Source organism: Sphingopyxis sp. 550B (assembly GCF_057401805.1).
In genome coordinates, this window is sequence record NZ_CM171610.1 from 2,495,613 (window position 1) to 2,513,236 (window position 17,624).

Here is a 17,624-nt window from a genome sequence, read left to right on the forward strand (position 1 = left end):
GTCCCGAGGGCCTGTCGCCGCTTCACCATGGATGGCTATGGTGGGGTGACGATATGGGCGCACGGTTCGCCCATCTGGATAAACCGCGCGGCCTTCGGGCGGGCGAACAAGGAACGAGGACGGACGATGAAAAGACGTGAACTCTTTGCGGGAGCCGCCGGCGTAGCCTCTCTGGCCCTGATTTCCCGGTCGCCGGTTGCGGCGGCGCTCGGTCAGCCGGCCGCGCGGGAACGCTTCGCCCAGCTGGTCCGCGACAGTCAGCAGGCCGACGATCTCCTCAACCCCATGCGCCTTGCCCGCCGCGGGAAGCGCCCTTTGGGGCCGGTGTTCGTCGATCCGCAGGGGGAGGCCTATGCCACCGGGCTCGAAGCGAACAAGCGCGCCGAACTCGCCGGCCTCGCCCGGATCGACCGGGCGGCGCTGCCGGAGGGCGACCAGATCGCCTATGACGTGTTCCGCTATCAGGCCGAAAAGGCGGTCGGGGAGTTCGACAGCGGCGTCAACGCCATCCGGCGCAAGGCGCCCCTGAACGCCTCCTTCGGGCTGCATGTGGAGTTTCCGGACTATATGTCGGCCAGCGTGTCGCTGGCGAGCGTCGAGGATTACGAAATCGCGCTGGAACAGCTCGACGGCTTCACGGGGTTCATGAACGACACGGTCGCGCGCCTGCGTCAGGGCATGGCCGACGGCTATCACCAGCCGAAGGTCGTGGTGAACAATGTGCTGAAGCAGGTGGAGGCGTTCCTGGCGCTGCCGGTCGAGCAGAACCCGCTCTATTCGCCCGTCACCCGCTTTCCCGAAACGATCGCGGCCGCGGACCGCGCGCGGCTGGAGGCCGCCTATCGCAAGGCGGTCGAGACGCGCGCCTATCCGGCCTATGACCGGTGGCGCACCTTCCTGCGCAACGACTATCTGCCCACGGCCGCCGACGGCGCGGGCCTGTGGTCGATGAAGGACGGCGACCGGGTCTATGCGGCCGATCTGGTGCGGCACACCACCACGACGATGAGCGCGGAGGAGATCCACCGCGTCGGCCTGTCCGAGGTGGCGCGCATCCTTGAAGAGATGGAGGGCGCGCGTCAGGCCGCCGGCTTCACCGGCGATCTTCACGCCTTTTTCGAATATATCCGTACCGAGCCCCGTTTTTATTACACCAAACCTCAAGACCTTATCGACCATTTCGAGAGGATCGAAGCAAAAGTCTGGCAAAAAATCCCCACCCTCTTCTCACGGCGCCCGCGCGCCGAGTTCGAGGTGCGTCCGCTGCCGGCGCTGGGGGATCAGCGCGGCACGGGCTATTACCGCTCCGGCCCGCCCGACGCGTCCGAGCCGGGCGTGCTCTATTTCAACATGGCGATGCTCAACACGCGGCCGATCCCGACGCTGGAAACGCTCCAACTCCACGAGGGCGTGCCCGGCCACCATTATCAGTCGTCGCTGGTGCAGGAGGATGAAAGCCTGCCCGACATGTTGCGTTTCCGGCTGGCGCCGGCGACGGCCTACACCGAGGGGTGGGGGTTGTACGCGGAGTCGCTCGGCAAGGAGCTGGGCCTGTTCACCGATCCCTATCAGTGGTTCGGCCATCTCGACATGGAGATGCTGCGCGCCGTGCGTCTGGTGGTCGACACCGGCCTGCACGCCCTTCGCTGGGAGCGGCAGCAGGCGATCGATTATATGATGGCGAACACTTCCATGGCGCCGCGCGACGTGGTTGTCGAGATCGACCGCTACATTACCAACGCCGGGCAGGCGAGCGCCTACAAGGTCGGCGAGTTGAAGATTCAGGAACTGCGGCGCCGCTCGACCGAGAAGCTGGGCAACCGCTTTGACATCCGCCACTTCCACGACCAGTTGCTCGATACCGGCGCCTTGCCGCTCGACGTGCTGGAAGCCAAGGTCGACCGCTGGCTGGCATCGGCTTGAGGGTCGCCGCCGGCCGGAGATGGGAATGAACAGAAGGCAGATGCTTCTGGGCGCCGCCGCCGGCGTCGCGATGGTCGGGACGGGCGCGGGGCCCCTGTTCGCGAGCGAAGGCGCCGACGCCCGGCTGAAAGCTCTGCTCGAGCGTCACGCGAACGCCTTGCGCCGGTTCGGCGCGGAGCCGGGCAATCCGGTCGGAGATCGGTCGCTGGCCGGTCGTGTGAGGGCGCATGCGGAGAACGCGGTCCGCATGAAAGAATTGGCCGGGATCGGCTACGACGCGCTGTCACCTGCCGCGCGGATTGACCATGATACGGCGGCCTTCGTCTACGGGGTTCTCGACGACCAGTTGGCACGGCCGGGAACGGTCGACCTCGACCTGCGTCCCAGCCCTTATGTGGTCAGCCAGATGAACGGCGCCTATTACTGGCTGCCGTCCAGGCTCGGCACGGGTGGGAGCAGCCCCGAAGCGGAACGCCGCGCCTATCTCGACAATATCGAGGCTCTGGCCCGGGGCATCGACGAGGAAAGCGAGCGCATCGTGCATGATGCCGGGCTGGGCGTTGTTCCGCCCGATTTTATCCTTGACGCGACCTTGTCCCAACTGCGTGCGCTGCGGGACAGCGCGCCCGCGGCCAATCCTCTTCTGGCGCCCGCCATCGCGGCGTCGGGCACGGTCGGTGCACAGGCGACCGAGCGCTTCGACCGCCTGATGAGGCCGGCACTCGACAGGCAGGCTCAGGCGCTACACGCACTGATGCCCCGCACTTCCTCGAAGGCCGGGGTCTGGGCCCAACCCGACGGCGAGGCGACCTATGCCTCCTCGCTCCGCGCCAACACCACTGCCAATATCGCGCCGGGCGATCTGCACCGCATGGGGCAGGAGTGGGTGCGGGAACTGAGCGCTGAGATCGATCACGATCTGCGTGCCCTGAATCTGACCCGCGGCTCGGTCGGCGAGCGCATTGCGGCGCTGAATACGGATGCCCGTTTGATCCAGCAGGACACCGACGCGGGCCGGGCCGAAGTCCATCGCCAGGCCAAGGCTTATCTGGTCGCTGCGCGGGGCCGCGCCGCCCGCGCCTTCAACCATTTCGTGGACGATCCCGTCGAGGTCCGGCGCATGCCGCTGACCAGCGAGGACAGTTCGCCCATCGCCTTCTACAACGGCCCGCGAGATGGCACTTCCGGCGCGGTCCTACTCAATCTCAAGAAGCCCAGCGACCTGCCGTCCTGGCGCCTGCCGACGCTGGTCCACCATGAAGGCGTGCCAGGCCATCACACCCAGGCGGCGGTGCTGAGGGACACGGGCGGCCTTTCGCTTTTCCGGCGCACGGTGCGTTTCTCGGCCTGGACCGAAGGATGGGCGCTCTACGCCGAAGCACTGGCGGACGAAATCGGCGCTTATGCGGACGATCCCCTCGGGCGGATTGGCTATCTGCAGGCCCAGCTTTGGCGCGCGGGGCGTGTGGTTGTCGATACCGGGATCCATCACGAGCGCTGGACCCGCGAACAGGCTATCGCCTTCATGGTCGACACGGTCGGCGAATTGCCCGGGCCCACCGCGCGCGAGGTGGATCGCTATTGTGTCTATCCAGGGCAGGCTTGCTGCTTCATGGTCGGCAAGCAGCAGATTCGCGCCTCGCGCGAGGCAGCGCGACGCGCCATGGGGCCGCGCTTCTCCCTTGGCGACTATAATGATCTCATCCTGCGGTCAGGCCCTCTGCCGATGGAGGTTCTGGACGCCCTGGTTCAACAATGGAGCGCCGCCTGATGCGTCGTCGTGATCTTCTGGCCGGCGCGGCTGCGCTGGGCGCCACCCTTTCTCTCACCGGCTGCGCCTCCGCAGGCCGTGCGGCGGGAACGTCCGCCGATGTCCGTCTCGCCGCCATGCTCGAGCGGCACGCCCGGGCCTTGCGGGACGAAGAGGGAGGACCGGACAGCCTGGGCGGCTATTCCCTCGCGGCGCGCGCGCAGGCACGCCAGGCCAATGCGGCGCGCCTGGCCGAACTGAACGGCGTCGATCGTTCCGTCCTCTCGCCCGCGGCCGCGCTAGACTATGACACCGCGCGCTTTGTCTATGACGCCATGGACGATCAATATGGGCGCTACGGATTCTCGGACATCAATCTGCGCCCCAGCCCCTATGTCGTCAGCCAGATGAACGGGGCCTATTACTGGTTGCCGGACGGCATCGCCGGTCGCTCCCCCCTGGCGAACGAAGCGGATGCTGAGCGGTATCTCGACAAGCTGCGGCAACTGGTGGTCGCCCTCGATCAGGAAACGGAGCAGATCGCCCATGACGCCGGTCTTGGCGTCGTGCCGCCGGCTTTCATTCTCGCCAAGACGGTGGCGCAGATCGCGACGCTGCGTGATATGCCCGCTGCTTCGAATCCCCTAATCGGGCCTGCGGTGGCCCGCGCCCGTGCCGCCGGCCTGAACGATCTGGAAAGCCGTGCCGCGGCGATCTTCGCCGCGCAGGTCGCACCGGCACTTACCCGTCAGATGGCGGCGCTGGACGCCCTGCGTCCGCGCGCCGACGATCGGGCAGGCGTGTGGGCAAAGCCGGACGGGGAGGCTTATTACGCTTCGGGTCTCCACTCCAACACCACGGCCGGCTACGCACCGGCGGAGCTTCACCGGCTGGGGCTGACGTGGGTGGCGGAACTGACCGCCGAGATCGATCGCCTGCTGCGCGCGCAAGGGCTCACCGAAGGCAGCGTCGCCGCGCGGATGAGCGCGCTGGACCGCGACCCGCGCTTCCTCAAGGCGGACAGCGATGCGGGGCGACGGGAGATCATCGACTATGCGACCGCGCGTCTGGCCCGGATAAGGAACCTCCTGCCTAGGGGTTTCGCTTTCGTGCCCGATCTTCCCGTCGAGGTCCGGCGGGTATCACCCGCGATCGAAAAAGGTGCGCCAGGCGGCTTCTACAGCGCCAGCAGCGATCCGGCCCAGCCATCGGTCATCTACATTAACCTTCGGTCGGTCGAAGAGAACGCCCTGTGGCGGATCCCCACGCTGTTGCATCACGAAGGCATCCCCGGCCACCATTTTCAGGCCAGCGTCCTGAAGGAAGCGGGCAAGCTTTCGTTGTTTCGCCGCACGGTGCGCTTCTCGGCCTGGACGGAAGGCTGGGCGCTCTATGCCGAGCAGCTGGCTGCCGAGATTGGTGCCTATGATGACGATCCGACGGGACGTATCGGCTATCTTCAGGGGCAATTGTTCCGCGCTTGTCGCGTGGTCGTCGATACCGGCATCCACCATGCGCGCTGGACGCGCGAACAGGCGATCGACTGGATGGTCGCCAATGCGGGCGAGAATCGCGATGCGGCCGAGCGCGAGATCGACCGATACTGTGTATATCCGGGGCAGGCCTGCAGCTTCATGGTCGGCAAGCAGCAGATCGTGGACCTGCGGGAGAAGGCCCGGGCAGACCTGGGCTCCCGATTTGATTCGCGGGCCTACAATGACATGGTTCTGGCCTCGGGGCCGTTGCCGATGGAAGTCCTCGGCGCGGCGGTGGACCAATGGACGACGTCGCTTCAGGGGGCTTGATGGCTTTCAGCTATTATGCCGGTGCTTTCCGGTAGCCGGGATCAGCCGGCCTTCGCCTCCCATACCGTCTCGCCCTCCTTCACCGTCTCCAGCACCTTGATGGCCTTGATGTCGTCGACCGGGGTGGTCAGCGGGTTGCGGTCGAGGATGACGAAATCGGCGAGTAGGCCCGCCTTGATGCGGCCCTTGCGATCCTCCTCGAACGCCTGCCACGCGGGGCCGGTGGTCAGCGCCTGGAGTGCCTCATAGGCGCCCAGCCGTTCGTCGGGTCCGCTGACCACCCCGGTCGGCGAGACGCGGGCCATCGACGTCCACAGCATGAAGCGCGTGTCGAGCGGCGTGACACTGAAATCACTGTGGTTCGATGCGATCAGTCCCGCGGCGCGCGCCGAGCGGAAGGGGCTGATGAAATCGACGACCTCCTTTGGAAAGTTGGTGCGGTGGACGTCGGCCCAATACCAGGCGTGATTGGAGAAATAGGCGGGCCCGACGCCGATGCGCCGATAATCGGCGAGTTGATCGGGGCGCTGGAACTGCGAGTGGATGACGATCGGCCGGCGGTCGTCGGCGGCGGTGATTCCCGCGGCGTCGAATCCCCTGATCGCCATGTCGATCGCAGCGTCGCCGTTTGCATGGACGAACAGCTGCCAGTCGCGGGTCGTTACCTTGCGGGCAAGATCGTCGAACGCTGGCTGGTCCATCGCGGGATGGCCATGCCACGGATGGATGCCGTCGGGGCTGCCGCGCTCGTAATCGCGGGTGAAATAGCCCGTGCGCGCCTGCACCGACCCGTCGAGGATGACCTTGATCCCCTGCAGCTTCACATGCCGGTCATAGGTGCCGAAGTGCAGGTCCGGCTGCGCCAGCAGCGCGTCGAGCCCCATGTAGATCGGCAGTAGCGCCAGATCGATCTTCAACTGGGCCTTCGCGTCGGGACCGGTGAAAAAAGCAAGGTCGGCGGGCATCGTCGCGCCGTCCTGCGCGTGGGTGTAGCCTTCGGCGAAATAACGCTGCTGCGCGGCGACGAGGCGTTCGAGCTTCTGCTCGGGTGTGAGCTGCGGCATCGCGGCGAGCATCAGGAAGGTCGATTTTTCGAGCAGCACGCCGTTCAGATGCCCCTCGGCATCGCGCAGCATCAGGCCGCCGGGGGGCGGTTCGCTGGCGTCGGTCAGCCTGGCCGCGTTGAGCGCGGCGCTGTTTGCGACGAGCGCGTGCAGCGACTGGTGCAGCACGACAATCTTGTGATCGGGCGACACCGCATCCAGTTCCGCGCGGGTGATGTGACGCTTTTCGGCCAGCTTCTCATTGTCATATTGCCAGACGACCACCCAGTCGTCCTTCGCGATGCCATGGCGCGCGATATGGTCGCGGATCACCCCCTGCAACGCGGCGATGTCGGTGATGGGAGGCAGCGCTGTATCCCACAGGTCGAGCCCACCCGCCATCTGCATCGCGATTCCGAAATGCGAATGGGCGTCGATGAAGCCGGGAAGCATCGTTGCGCCGCGCAGGTCGCGGATCGCGGCCTTTCCGCCGGCGGCACGGCGCGCGCGCGCCTCGTCGCCTGCGAACAGGATCTTTCCGCCCTTTGCGACGACTGCCGGCACGGTTTGCGGCGCGTCGCCGTCCATGGTGATGATCGTGCCGCCGCGATAGATGGTCGGCCGTTCCTGTGCAGTCGCAGGTAGCGCGAGCAGCGCCGCGAAAAGAGCCGTGGCCCGGATTCTGGATGTCATGCGTCTCTCCCGCCCCTACCGTGCGGATAGTCGGCGGGCGGGTCAAGGCCGGATTGGCGGGCCGGTCAGGGTTGCGGTGGCAACTCGTCGGGACCCCGGCCGGGCTGGTCGAGGTCGCCGCCGCCGGGGCCGTCGGGCAATTCGACGGGCCGGCCGGCCGGGTCTTCCAGTGGGTTCGGCTGCACCGGCTGCTCGGGCGGCGCCTGCGGCTCGATGGTATCGGGTTTGGGTTTGGGCAGCGGGTCGGGATTGGTCGCCATCATGCATCTCCTTGTCCTTTCAACGAATGGGATGATGCCATGTTCCGTTCCCCCGCATCCATGGGAAAAGGCGGCGTTCACCCTTGCTCTCGGCGTCCCGTCTGCTATAGCCCCGCGCGGCCCGCACGGGCGTGCGCGGCAGCGCGCGATTTCGTGCACCCGGCCGACAGCTCCTGCGGGCGTGGCGGAATTGGTAGACGCGCTGGTTTTAGGTACCAGTATCGCAAGATGTGGGGGTTCGAGTCCCTTCGCCCGCACCACCTCCGCGAGCTTCGATCGGGATATGGGGAACGCTGCCTTTCGGGCGGGGTTCATCGTTACGAGATTTTGAGCAAGGATAAGACCAAGGCAATGAAGACCGTCGAAACGCTGAACGAAGGGCTGAAGCGCGAGTATCGCCTGATCATCACTGCGAATGACATCGACGCGCGGGTCGATGACGAAGTGAAGAGCATCGCACCGACCGTGCGCATGCCCGGCTTCCGCCCCGGCAAGGTGCCGCCGAACCTCATCCGCAAGATGCATGGTGAGGCGCTGTCCGCTGATGCGCTCAACAAGGCGATTGACGAAGGCGTCAAGGTGCTGATGGCGGAGCAGAAGCTGCGCCCGGCGCTGCAGCCCGCGGTCACCCTCGCCGACGGTTACGAGCGCGGCAAGGATGCCGAACTGACCGTCGCGCTTGAGGTGCTGCCCGAAATCGAGGCGCCGTCGATCGACGGGCTGACGCTCGAACGGCTGACTGTCCCCGCCGACGACAAGGCGGTAATGGCGAAGATCGAGGAATTCGCTGTGCAGATGAAGCGCTTCGAGGACGCCCCCAAGACGAAGAAGGCCGCGAGCGGCGATCAGGTGATCATCGATTTCGCGGGCAGCGTCGACGGCGTCGCTTTCGACGGCGGCACGGGTGAGAACATGGCGGTCGAAATCGGCTCGGGCCAGCTCATCCCCGGCTTCGAGGATCAGCTCGTCGGCGTGAAGGTCGGTGACGAGAAGACCGTCAAAGTGTCGTTCCCCGAGGACTATCCGGTCGAGAATCTCAAGGGCAAGCCTGCCGAATTCGTCGTGACGGTGAAGGAAGTGAAGGTTCCCGCCGACACGAAGATCGACGACGAGTTCGCCAAGTCGCTCGGTCTCGAAAGCCTCGACAAGCTCAAAGAGCTGATGAAGGATCAGGTCGAGCAGGAGCATAACGGGCTCACGCGCACCTATATGAAGCGCAAGCTCCTCGATCAGCTCGCGGCGAGTCACGATTTCGAAGTGCCGCCGACGATGGTCGAGGCCGAATTCAACCAGATCTGGCAGCAGCTCGAACATGAAGCGAGCCACGAGGAAGACCCCGAGGCGGCAAAGGCCGAGCTGGAGAAAGATCGCGACGAATATCATGCGATCGCGGTGCGTCGCGTCCGTCTGGGCCTGCTACTGTCCGAGATCGGGCAGGCGAACGGGGTTCAGGTCAGCGCGCAGGAAATGCAGCGGCTGGTGACGCAGGCGGCGCAGCAGTATCGTCCCGAGGATCGCCAGCGCTTCGTCGAATATGTCCAGCAGGACGCGCTCGCCGCCGCGCAGCTCCGTGCGCCGCTTTACGAGGACAAGGTCGTCGACTTCCTGTTCGAGAAGGCCGAGATCAGCGATCGCGAAGTGACCCGCGACGAACTGGAAGCGGCGATCGAGGCCGATGACGACGGGCATGTCCACGGCCCTGGCTGCGGCCACGACCATGATCACGACGCCAAGCCGGCCAAGAAGGCGGCGGCGAAGAAGCCCGCCACCAAGAAGGAAGAGGCCGCCGAAGCCGCGCCCGCCAAGAAGGCGCCGGCGAAGAAGGCTGCGGCCGCCAAGGCCGATGACAAGCCGGCTGCGGAAAAGGCGCCCGCCAAGGCTGCCGAGGACAAGCCCGCTGCGAAGAAGGCTCCGGCAAAGAAGGCCGCCGCGAAGAAATAAGCTTCTTCGCGTCGCAAGAGACCGAAAGGCCGGGTGGGGAATGCTCCGCCCGGCCTTTTTCGTCGGTGTTCCCATTCCGGGACGCAGGGCGATCCAAAGGATCGACCTGCCGCGAAAATATACTAGGATCGACCCGGGCGAGATCGGGGGGATCAGCATGAACGAGCGCGAACGCGAAATACGGGTGCTTCGATTTTTCGAGGAATTGCTCGCGGTTGCCCCTGAGCGACGGGTTGTGTGGATCGACGCGCGAACGGCGGGTGAACCCGAACTGCGCGCGCGGCTCGAGTCGCTGTTGGCCGCAAGTGGCGACCCCGGTCTGCAGACCGGCATGGCTGCGTCGATGATCGACGACGAACCGGTTCCCGAACGGATCGGGCAGTATCGCATCATCGACGTCATCGGTCGGGGCGGCATGGGCACCGTCTACAAGGGGGAGCGGGTCGGCGGCGATTTCAACCACGTCGTCGCGATCAAGCTCATCAAACCGGGGCTGCTGTCCGAAGCGCTGATCGAGCGGTTTCAGCATGAACGCCAGGCGCTGGCCGATCTGGGCCATCCCAATATCGCAAGGCTTTTCGATGGCGGACAGACCGGCGGCGGCCTGCCCTATATCGTGATGGAATATGTCGACGGCGATTCGCTGGGCGACTGGCTGTCGAAGGAAAAGCCCGGCCTCGACCGGCGGCTCGATCTGTTCGAGAGCGTGTGCGACGCGGTCGCCTTTGCCCATCGCAACCTGATCATCCACCGCGACATCACGCCGTCGAACATATTGGTGACGCGCGACAGCGTCGCCAAGCTGATTGATTTCGGCATCGCCAAGCCGGTATCGGCGCTGTGGCAGGACCGCGCCGGCGTCGGCCCGTCGCTGGCGACGCTCAGCCTGACCCCCGGCTATGCCGCGCCCGAACGGATGACGGGCGGCGAGGCGACGACGCTGGTCGACATCTATTCGCTCGGCAAGGTGCTGGCGTTCCTGATTGACGGCGCCGAACGCGACCCGGAACTCGATGCCGTCATCGCCCGGGCGACGGAGGCCGATCCCGGCAAGCGATACGAGACCGCGCAGATGCTGCGCGGGGACGTCGCCGCGTGGCGCGCCGGCCGGCCGGTGTCGGCATATGGCGGCGGCAAGCGCTACCTGCTCGCCAAATTCGTCGGGCGCAATCGGTGGCCGGTCGCGTTCGCATCGGTGGCGCTGCTGGGGTTGACGGCGGCGCTGATCGCCGTGCTGGTCGCCAACGCCCGCGCCGAGGACGCCCGCCTGCGCGCCGAGGCCCGGTTCGACGACGTGCGCGCCTTGGCGAAGATATTGCTGTTCGACGCCTATGACGCCATCGACGCGGTGCCCGGAACGACCGATGCCAAATTGCTGCTTGCCGATAGCGGCAAGACCTATCTCGACAAGCTGGCTGCGGACCGCGACGCGCCGATCGATGTGCGGCTGGAGGTCGGCGAGGGCTATTTCCGCCTGTCGAAGCTGATCGGCTTCACCGGCGGCGGATCGCTTGGCAAGCGCGAGGAGGGGAAGCGGCTTCGGCAGCATGCGCTGAACCTGCTCGGGCAATTGCATCGCGACTATCCGCGCCGCGATGACATATCCTTGTCGCTCGGCCACCTGTTGGCGACCGCGGCCGGAGAAAGCTTGTACGGCGACGGCGATGCCAAGGTCGCGCGTGCACAGGCCCAGGAGGCGCAGCGGCTTCTCGGTGGGCTGGCGCGGCAGACGCCGCGCAGCGCCGGCGCCCTGGCCGGTGCCTATCTGTATCTGGGCGACAGCTATGGCTGGGACAATGACCTGCCGAAGGCGGGAGCGACCTACGAAGCGGGCATCAAGTTGGTGCAGACGATGCCGCCGGCTCTTCGCGACGAGCAGGCCACCCGCATTGCCCTGTCGGGCCTGTTGCGCCAGAGCGGCGAAGTCTACCGCTATGCCGACAAGCCCGACCAGGCGATCGCGCGCATGCGCGAAGCGGTGGCCCTCAACCGTGACATCGTTCGCGCCTCGAAGGGCGACCCCGCCACGGTCCGAAAGCTGGTCGCATCGCTCTGGTCGCTGGGCGACATGTACCGCGTCGCCGGCCGGCTGGACGACGCATTGGCGACGATCAACGAAGGGCAGAGCCTCGCGCGGGCGCAGCAGGCGGCGAACCCCAGGGATGCGGGCTGGCCCGAATCGGTGGCGCTGACCGGCATGGTGCTGGCCCAGATTCAAAGCGCCCGCCGCGACAGGCCGGCGGCGATCGCCGCGGCGCGGGAAGCGATCGCCATTCGCCGTTCGCTGGCCGCCAAGAGTGGCGGCAACAAGGGCGCTCGGTTGCATCTCGCCGTGGGGTTGAAGGACGGCGCCGGAGTCTATGCCGTCCTCGGGCGCCCGGATCTGCAATGCCCGGCCTTGCGCGAATCCCTGGCCATCATGCAAGCCTATCAGAAGGACGGAACGCTGTCGGAATATGACCGCGAAAACAATCTGAAACCGGTTACGCAGGCGTTGGCGCAATGCGCATCCTGACGGAGATTTCGGGGTAGGGGTAGGGACGTTAGATCACGTCCATGTTATAGCAGTGCCAACTGAAGATCGCCGCCGCGCCGCGGTGCGGGCGCCAGGGTTCGGCGAGTTCACGTACCCTTTTCTCGCTCGGCCGCGCGTCGAGGCACAGGATGCGGCCGACTGCTTCCTGCACCGCAAGGTCGCCCGCAGGCCAGATGTCGGGGCGTCCCTCGGCGAAGAGCAGGTAGATTTCGGCCGACCAGCGGCCGATGCCCTTGACCTTGGTGAGCAACGCGATCGCCTCTTCGTCGTCGGCGGGGAGGGCGTCGAAATCGAGCGCGCCGTCGAGCACGAGCTGCGCGAGGCTCTTGGCATAGCTCTGCTTCTGCGCCGACAGGCCGCAGGCACGCAGCGCGTCGAACTCGGCCGCGGCCATCACGTCCGCCGGGCAGCCTTCGCCGAACCCGGCCTCCAGTTTGTTCCAGATCGAATTGGCGGCGGCGACGCTGACCTGCTGGCCGACGATCGTGCGCAGCAAGGTCGTGTAGCCGGGCTCGCGGATGCGCGGTTCGGGATAGCCGGCGTTGCCGAGCGCGCGCGCGAAATTCGGTTCGACCGCCGCCAGCGCGTCGATTCCCGCGGTCAACTGCTCATGGCTCAGGCCCATTCGATATTCCCTTTTTGTTCCTGTCGTTTCCCTAGCAGCGCTTGATTTGCTGTGCAACGCGCGACATAGGCCAGCCGACTCGAAAATTATGGGGATGAGCATGGCCAAGCTGATTGTCGTGACGCGTGACGGGACCGAGCATGAGATCGAAGGCGACACCAGCCTGACCGTGATGGAGAATATCCGCGATGCGGGCTTCGACGAACTGCTGGCGCTGTGCGGCGGCTGCTGTTCGTGCGCGACGTGTCATGTCCATGTCGAAGAAGGCAGCCGCGATGCGATTCCCGCGATGAGCGAAGACGAGAACGACCTGCTCGATTCGACGAGCGACCGCGACGGCAATTCGCGCCTGTCGTGCCAGATTCCCTTCACCGCCGAACTCGATGGTCTGCGGGTGCGGATCGCCGAAGAGGATTGAGCCCGAAAGTCGCCCTAGCGAACGCTGGGACCTCTGGCCTTCTGTATAGCGATAGCGATCCCGGCTTTCGCCGGAACGCCGATCAGGCCGTCGTGGTCGCGACCGCGTAGAGCGCGACCGCCGCGGCGTTCGAGATGTTCAGGCTTTCCATGCGCGGCGAGATCGGTAGCCGCGCGAGCACGTCGCAATGCTCGACGACATTGTGGCGCATGCCATCGCCCTCCGACCCCAGCACCAGCGCCACCTTGCTGCCGTCGAGCGCCTCGCCGAGCGTCGTCCGGGTATCGCCGGTCAGACCGATGCGCCAATATTGCGCCTCGGCGATCTCATCGAGCGCGCGCGACAGGTTGACGACGCGTATCCACGGCACGGTTTCGAGCGCACCCGACGCGGCGCGCGCGATGACACCGCTTTCGGGCGGGCTGTGTCGGTCCTGCGTGATGATGGCGGCAGCATCGAAGGCCGCAGCCGAGCGAAGCACCGCACCGATATTGTGCGGGTCGGTCACCTGGTCGAGCAGGACGAGCGGGCGCCGGCTATCGGCATCGACCTCAGCCTGCAATATGTCGGCGAGGAAGATATCGTCGAGCGGATCAACTTCGATCACCAGCCCTTGGTGCGGCGCATCGCGTGCGACGAGTCGCGCAAGGTCGGCGACATCGGCATAGCTGATCGGAATCACCGGCGGCAGGTCGAGCTGACCGAGCGCTTCGCGCGTGCCCCAGATGCGCCGGACGCGGCGCTCGGGATTGGCGAGTGCGGCCAGCACGGCGTGCCGGCCCCAAAGCCGGACGCCCTGACCGCGCGGATTGCCACCCTGCGGGCGGCGATGACGGGAAATTTGTCGCATAGCGCGCGGCCTTTCCCACGACTGCCATTGACAGGCAAGCCTCGTTTCGCCATGGCACCGCTTCCCCGCAGGGGCCCCATGGACAGGTGGCCGAGTGGTTAAAGGCAGCAGACTGTAAATCTGCCCGGGTTTCCCGTACGCTGGTTCGAATCCAGCCCTGTCCACCATTTTTCCTTCCGGGGACTTCCGTCAAAGTCCCTAGAAATCCCAGAAAACCTAGCATATTATGCCTGCGGCTTTCCGCTCGCATCCGCTGCCGTTCGTGTGCAGCCGAAGCGTAGTGTGGGGAGAAATGTGGGGAGAGATCGGCTTGCTCCCACATTTTGACGCCTCAAAGTGTGGGGAGAGAATCCGATGGGTAAACTCACGGCGATAGCGGTCAAGGCGGCCCTGACTAATCCCGGCACCTATCAGGACGGAGACGGGCTGTTCCTGAAGGTGGACAAGCACGGCGGGGCCTATTGGCTCCTGCGCTTGCAGCGCGACGGCAAGAGGCAGGACATGGGGTTGGGCAGCGCCAAGCTGCTGACGCTGGCGGAAGCCCGCGAGAAAGCTGGCGGGCTACGCAAGGCGGTCAAGGTCGAACGGCGCGACGTTCTGGCGGAACGGAAAGATGAAGCCGCCGCCAAGGTGACGTTCCGCGAAGCAGCTAAGCAGTATCATGCCGAGAACAAGGCGGGCTGGAAAAGCGCCGTTTATGCTCGCCAGTGGCTCGCTAGTCTCGAAAACCACGCCTTCGCGAAATTGGGTGATATTCCGACCGGCGGCATCACCTCGCCCGATATCATCAACGCGCTGTCGCCAATCTGGCAGGACATTCCCGAAACAGCGCGTCAGGTCCGCAACCGGATTTGCGCCGTTCTCGACTATGCCCATGCGAAGGGCTGGCGTTCTGCCGAAGCCCCATCGGGTAATGGGAGCCTGAAAGCCGGGCGCGGCCTGCCTCGGCAAGTGAAGGAACGCGCGAACCGTAAGGCGATGCCCTATGTCGCGGTGCCTTCCTTCATGGTGGCGTTGCGGCGCAAGCCGTCGTTTGGGCGGATGGCGCTGGACCTACTCATCTTGACTGCTGTTCGTTCGCAGGAAGTGCGCCTCGCCACATGGGCAGAATTCGACCTTGAGAGCCGTCTATGGACCATTCCCGCCGATCATATGAAGCGGAGCAAGGCACACATGGTTCCGCTCTCCGACGCGGCTCTGTCGGTGCTTGCGAAGGCGGCGGCGTTCAGGATGGCAGGGAGCGATGTCGTGTTCCCCGGGGTGGCCGGCAAGCCGATGTCGGACATGACGCTGCTGAAAGTGATGCGCGACATGAGTGAGCCATATCACGTCCACGGCTTCCGTTCGGCCTTCACCGACTGGGCGGCGAACGAAGGCTTTGCCGATGCGGTGGTCGAGGCGGCGTTGGCCCACAAGACGCCAGATGCGGTGCAGGCCGCCTATCGCCGCACAACCTATCTTGGCACCCCCGACCAGCCGGGCGCGCGCGTGAAGCTGATGGCCGCATGGGGGCGCTATTGCGCGAACGGAGCGGCTGGCACGGGCAATGTCGTGCCCCTTCCGGGCAAGAAAGCGGGATAGTCTCCGCCTCCGATTCCCAGCGTCTTGACATAGTCCGATTTCCGCACACCCTCGCGCGAGGGAGGATTCGCGGGCGCAATGGACGATCTCGATCAATGGTTTGCCGAGCAGATATTGCCCTATGAAGGCGCGCTGACCGCCTATCTGCGGCGCGTCTGGCCCGATGCGTCGGAGGTCGCCGATCTGCGGCAGGAGGTCTATGTCCGCGTCTATCAGGGCGCGGCCAAGCAGCGCCCGCCCGTTGCCCGCTTCTTCCTCTTCACCGTCGCGCGCAACCTGCCACCAAGACCTTCGCCATCCCATCGGCTGAAATGACACCGCCACTCTTTTGAGCGGCCCCCCTTCGTGATAGATTGCTGCGATATTCACCTTCGGGGGGAGGGGATCGGGATGCGTCATCCGTTCAAGGCGGCCGCGATCGTCGGCATCGGCTTTTCGCTCGCCAGCTTCGCGCCCCTGCCGGGCTTTTCGACCGCGGCGCTCGACGCGCTCGACCCGAGCCGGCTCGCCGGACTGAACTGCGGGGCGCAGCGCGCGGGGTCGGCGCTGGCGCAGAATCTGCTCGTCGCGGCGGCGATGGCGGCGCCCGCCAGCCAGGTGCGGCCGATTCCGCTCTATCCCGATCTTGCCGCATCACCATTTCCCGTCTCGACACGCGATGCGCAGGCGCGAAGTTATTTCAGCCAGGGCCTGCTCCTCAATTACGGCTTCAACCATGCCGGCGCAGTGCGTTCCTTCCGCGAGGCGCAGCGCCGCGACCCGGACTGTGCGCTCTGCTGGTGGGGCGAGGCGGTGGCGCTGGGGCCGAACATCAACGCGCCGATGGACGAGCGCGACCGCACGGCGGCGCTCGATGCCATGGACCGGGCGATGGTGCTGCGGGCCGCGGCGTCGCCGATGGAGCGGGCGCTGATAGAAGCCGTCGCGCATCGCTATTCGCGCGATGCCGGCGCGGATCGCGCCGCGCTCGACGCCGGCTACGCCGATGCGATGCTCGGTGTCGCGCGCGCTTTTCCGGGCGACGACGATGTCGCGGTGCTCGCGGCGGAGGCGGCGATGGATACGACGCCGTGGAACTATTGGGAAGCCGACGGAAAAACACCGGTGGGCCGCATTGGCGAAGCGGTGCGGCTGATCGAAATCGTGCTGCGCCGCAACCCCGACCATGTCCAGGCGAACCACCTCTATATCCATCTGATGGAGGCGCGCGATCCGCAGCGGGCCGAGGCGGCGGCGGACCGGCTGGCGAAACCGCTGGCGCCGAGCGCCGCGCATCTCGTCCACATGCCGGGGCATATCTATCAGCTGCGCGGCCGGCACGCCGATTCGATCCGCGTCAACGTCGCCGCGGCGCGCGCGGACGAAGCCTTTATCCGCAGCGCGGGCGACGACGGTCTGGTGCGCTATGGCTATTATCCGCACAATGTTCACTTCATCGTCACCTCGGCGCAGATGGCGGGCGACATGCGCACCGCGGTCCGCGAGGCCCGGCGCCTGCGCAGCGTGCTCGACCCCGCGACCTCGGCGCGGATCGGCTGGATTCAGGCGATCGATGCGGCACCCTATTTCGCGATGGCGCAGTTCGCCGATCCGAAGGCCATATTGGCGATGGTCGCGCCCGATGCGCGCCTGCCCTATCCGACCGCGATGCGCCATTATGCGCGCGGTGCCGCCTATGCCGCGCTGCGCGATCGTGCCGGATTCGAAGGCGAAATGGCCGCGATGGCGAAGCTGCGCACGTCGGGCGCGCTGGCCGACCTGATCGAGCAGGGCCTGCCCGCGACGGATTTGGTGATGCTGGCCGAACGGGTCGCGCGCGGCCGGTTCGCGGCATCGCTCGGCCGCCATGACGAGGCGATCGCTTTCTATCGGCAGGCGATCGAAATCGAGGACGGCCTGCCCTATCAGGAGCCGACCTTCTGGTATTATCCGGTCCGGCAATCGCTCGGCGCGGCGCTGTTCCAGGCGCGGCGGTACGACGAGGCGAGCGAGGCATTTCGCGGCGCGCTGGCGCGGACGCCGAACAACGGCTGGGCGCTTTACGGGCTCGGTCGGAGCGAGTCCGCGCGCGGTCGCAGGCTCGAAGCCGCGGCCGCGGACCGGGCGCTGTCGAAGGCGTGGCTCGGCGACCGGCGCTGGCTTCGCATGGATCGTCTGTAGCTGGCGTCCGCCTCCGCAGCGCGCAGTCGGTTCCGGAAA

At 66.1% G+C, this 17,624-nt stretch carries 13 protein-coding genes and 2 tRNA genes; 11 read left to right on the forward strand and 4 right to left on the reverse strand.

The annotated features are described in order from the left end of the window. The first annotated feature begins 126 nt into the window (after positions 1–126). The 3 genes from AC2S9W_RS11660 to AC2S9W_RS11670 are packed head-to-tail and all read left to right on the forward strand — an operon-like array spanning position 127 to position 5,478. Positions 127–1,923, forward strand: a complete 1,797-nt coding sequence (locus tag AC2S9W_RS11660; protein ID WP_486570879.1) for a DUF885 domain-containing protein — start codon at positions 127–129, stop codon at positions 1,921–1,923. 25 nt (positions 1,924–1,948) lie between these two features. Then, complete coding sequence (locus AC2S9W_RS11665; RefSeq protein ID WP_067107439.1) at positions 1,949–3,694, forward strand: DUF885 domain-containing protein; 1,746 nt, start codon at positions 1,949–1,951, stop codon at positions 3,692–3,694. Next, on the forward strand, positions 3,679–5,478 hold the full coding sequence (locus AC2S9W_RS11670) for a DUF885 domain-containing protein (RefSeq protein ID WP_486570880.1): 1,800 nt from the start codon (positions 3,679–3,681) through the stop codon (positions 5,476–5,478). The genes AC2S9W_RS11665 and AC2S9W_RS11670 overlap by 16 nt, the downstream gene beginning before the upstream one ends. Positions 5,479–5,519: 41 nt before the next feature. Here AC2S9W_RS11670 and AC2S9W_RS11675 read toward each other — a convergent pair whose 3' ends face one another. Beyond that, positions 5,520–7,214: an amidohydrolase gene (locus tag AC2S9W_RS11675; RefSeq protein WP_067107444.1), complete on the reverse strand. Its 1,695-nt coding sequence runs from the start codon at positions 7,212–7,214 to the stop codon at positions 5,520–5,522. A gap of 65 nt (positions 7,215–7,279) precedes the next feature. Then, positions 7,280–7,474 carry a hypothetical protein gene (locus AC2S9W_RS11680; protein WP_067107446.1) on the reverse strand — a complete coding sequence of 65 codons (195 nt, stop codon included), beginning with the start codon at positions 7,472–7,474 and terminating at the stop codon, positions 7,280–7,282. 175 nt (positions 7,475–7,649) lie between these two features. On the opposite strand from AC2S9W_RS11680, the gene AC2S9W_RS11685 reads away from it, so the two are divergent. From AC2S9W_RS11685 to AC2S9W_RS11695, 3 genes are all read left to right on the forward strand, one after another. Beyond that, positions 7,650–7,734 (forward strand) — tRNA-Leu (locus AC2S9W_RS11685). 91 nt (positions 7,735–7,825) lie between these two features. Next, a complete protein-coding gene (gene tig, locus AC2S9W_RS11690; protein WP_104959545.1) occupies positions 7,826–9,415 on the forward strand; it encodes a trigger factor in 1,590 nt (529 codons plus the stop codon). 40 nt (positions 9,416–9,455) lie between these two features. Next, positions 9,456–11,930: a serine/threonine-protein kinase gene (locus tag AC2S9W_RS11695; protein WP_076075718.1), complete on the forward strand. Its 2,475-nt coding sequence runs from the start codon at positions 9,456–9,458 to the stop codon at positions 11,928–11,930. Positions 11,931–11,958: 28 nt separating this feature from the next. On the opposite strand, the gene AC2S9W_RS11700 is transcribed toward AC2S9W_RS11695, so the two are convergent. Next, complete coding sequence (locus AC2S9W_RS11700) at positions 11,959–12,576, reverse strand: DNA-3-methyladenine glycosylase family protein (RefSeq protein WP_067107452.1); 618 nt, start codon at positions 12,574–12,576, stop codon at positions 11,959–11,961. A gap of 100 nt (positions 12,577–12,676) precedes the next feature. On the opposite strand from AC2S9W_RS11700, the gene AC2S9W_RS11705 reads away from it, so the two are divergent. After that, positions 12,677–12,994 (forward strand): 2Fe-2S iron-sulfur cluster-binding protein, encoded by a 318-nt coding sequence (locus AC2S9W_RS11705; RefSeq protein ID WP_067107528.1) that lies wholly within the window; start codon positions 12,677–12,679, stop codon positions 12,992–12,994. An 82-nt stretch (positions 12,995–13,076) separates the two neighbouring features. Here AC2S9W_RS11705 and rlmB read toward each other — a convergent pair whose 3' ends face one another. Beyond that, positions 13,077–13,844 carry a 23S rRNA (guanosine(2251)-2'-O)-methyltransferase RlmB gene (rlmB, locus tag AC2S9W_RS11710; protein WP_104959547.1) on the reverse strand — a complete coding sequence of 256 codons (768 nt, stop codon included), beginning with the start codon at positions 13,842–13,844 and terminating at the stop codon, positions 13,077–13,079. A gap of 80 nt (positions 13,845–13,924) precedes the next feature. Between rlmB and AC2S9W_RS11715 the strand changes: the two genes are divergently transcribed. The 4 genes from AC2S9W_RS11715 to AC2S9W_RS11730 all read left to right on the forward strand — a co-directional run bounded on the left by AC2S9W_RS11715 (position 13,925) and on the right by AC2S9W_RS11730 (position 17,585). Then, positions 13,925–14,011, forward strand: a tRNA-Tyr gene (locus AC2S9W_RS11715). A gap of 187 nt (positions 14,012–14,198) precedes the next feature. Further along, entirely contained in the window at positions 14,199–15,425 is a 1,227-nt protein-coding gene (locus AC2S9W_RS11720; protein ID WP_104959548.1) for a tyrosine-type recombinase/integrase, read from the forward strand. A 78-nt stretch (positions 15,426–15,503) separates the two neighbouring features. After that, on the forward strand, positions 15,504–15,740 hold the full coding sequence (locus AC2S9W_RS11725; protein WP_104959549.1) for a sigma factor: 237 nt from the start codon (positions 15,504–15,506) through the stop codon (positions 15,738–15,740). A 75-nt stretch (positions 15,741–15,815) separates the two neighbouring features. Then, positions 15,816–17,585 carry a tetratricopeptide repeat protein gene (locus tag AC2S9W_RS11730; RefSeq protein ID WP_083675097.1) on the forward strand — a complete coding sequence of 590 codons (1,770 nt, stop codon included), beginning with the start codon at positions 15,816–15,818 and terminating at the stop codon, positions 17,583–17,585. The last annotated feature ends 39 nt before the right edge of the window (positions 17,586–17,624 follow it).

What these genes read in the sequence shown, in the direction of transcription:
- AC2S9W_RS11660 (WP_486570879.1), top strand. Translation starts at nt 127, where the DNA reads ATGAAAAGACGTGAACTCTTTGCGGGAGCCGCCGGCGTAGCCTCTCTG.
- AC2S9W_RS11665 (WP_067107439.1), top strand. Translation starts at nt 1,949, where the DNA reads ATGAACAGAAGGCAGATGCTTCTGGGCGCCGCCGCCGGCGTCGCGATG.
- AC2S9W_RS11670 (WP_486570880.1), top strand. Translation starts at nt 3,679, where the DNA reads ATGGAGCGCCGCCTGATGCGTCGTCGTGATCTTCTGGCCGGCGCGGCT.
- AC2S9W_RS11675 (WP_067107444.1), bottom strand. Translation starts at nt 7,214, where the DNA reads ATGACATCCAGAATCCGGGCCACGGCTCTTTTCGCGGCGCTGCTCGCG.
- AC2S9W_RS11680 (WP_067107446.1), bottom strand. Translation starts at nt 7,474, where the DNA reads ATGGCGACCAATCCCGACCCGCTGCCCAAACCCAAACCCGATACCATC.
- tig (WP_104959545.1), top strand. Translation starts at nt 7,826, where the DNA reads ATGAAGACCGTCGAAACGCTGAACGAAGGGCTGAAGCGCGAGTATCGC.
- AC2S9W_RS11695 (WP_076075718.1), top strand. Translation starts at nt 9,456, where the DNA reads ATGCTCCGCCCGGCCTTTTTCGTCGGTGTTCCCATTCCGGGACGCAGG.
- AC2S9W_RS11700 (WP_067107452.1), bottom strand. Translation starts at nt 12,576, where the DNA reads ATGGGCCTGAGCCATGAGCAGTTGACCGCGGGAATCGACGCGCTGGCG.
- AC2S9W_RS11705 (WP_067107528.1), top strand. Translation starts at nt 12,677, where the DNA reads ATGGCCAAGCTGATTGTCGTGACGCGTGACGGGACCGAGCATGAGATC.
- rlmB (WP_104959547.1), bottom strand. Translation starts at nt 13,844, where the DNA reads ATGCGACAAATTTCCCGTCATCGCCGCCCGCAGGGTGGCAATCCGCGC.
- AC2S9W_RS11720 (WP_104959548.1), top strand. Translation starts at nt 14,199, where the DNA reads ATGGGTAAACTCACGGCGATAGCGGTCAAGGCGGCCCTGACTAATCCC.
- AC2S9W_RS11725 (WP_104959549.1), top strand. Translation starts at nt 15,504, where the DNA reads ATGGACGATCTCGATCAATGGTTTGCCGAGCAGATATTGCCCTATGAA.
- AC2S9W_RS11730 (WP_083675097.1), top strand. Translation starts at nt 15,816, where the DNA reads ATGCGTCATCCGTTCAAGGCGGCCGCGATCGTCGGCATCGGCTTTTCG.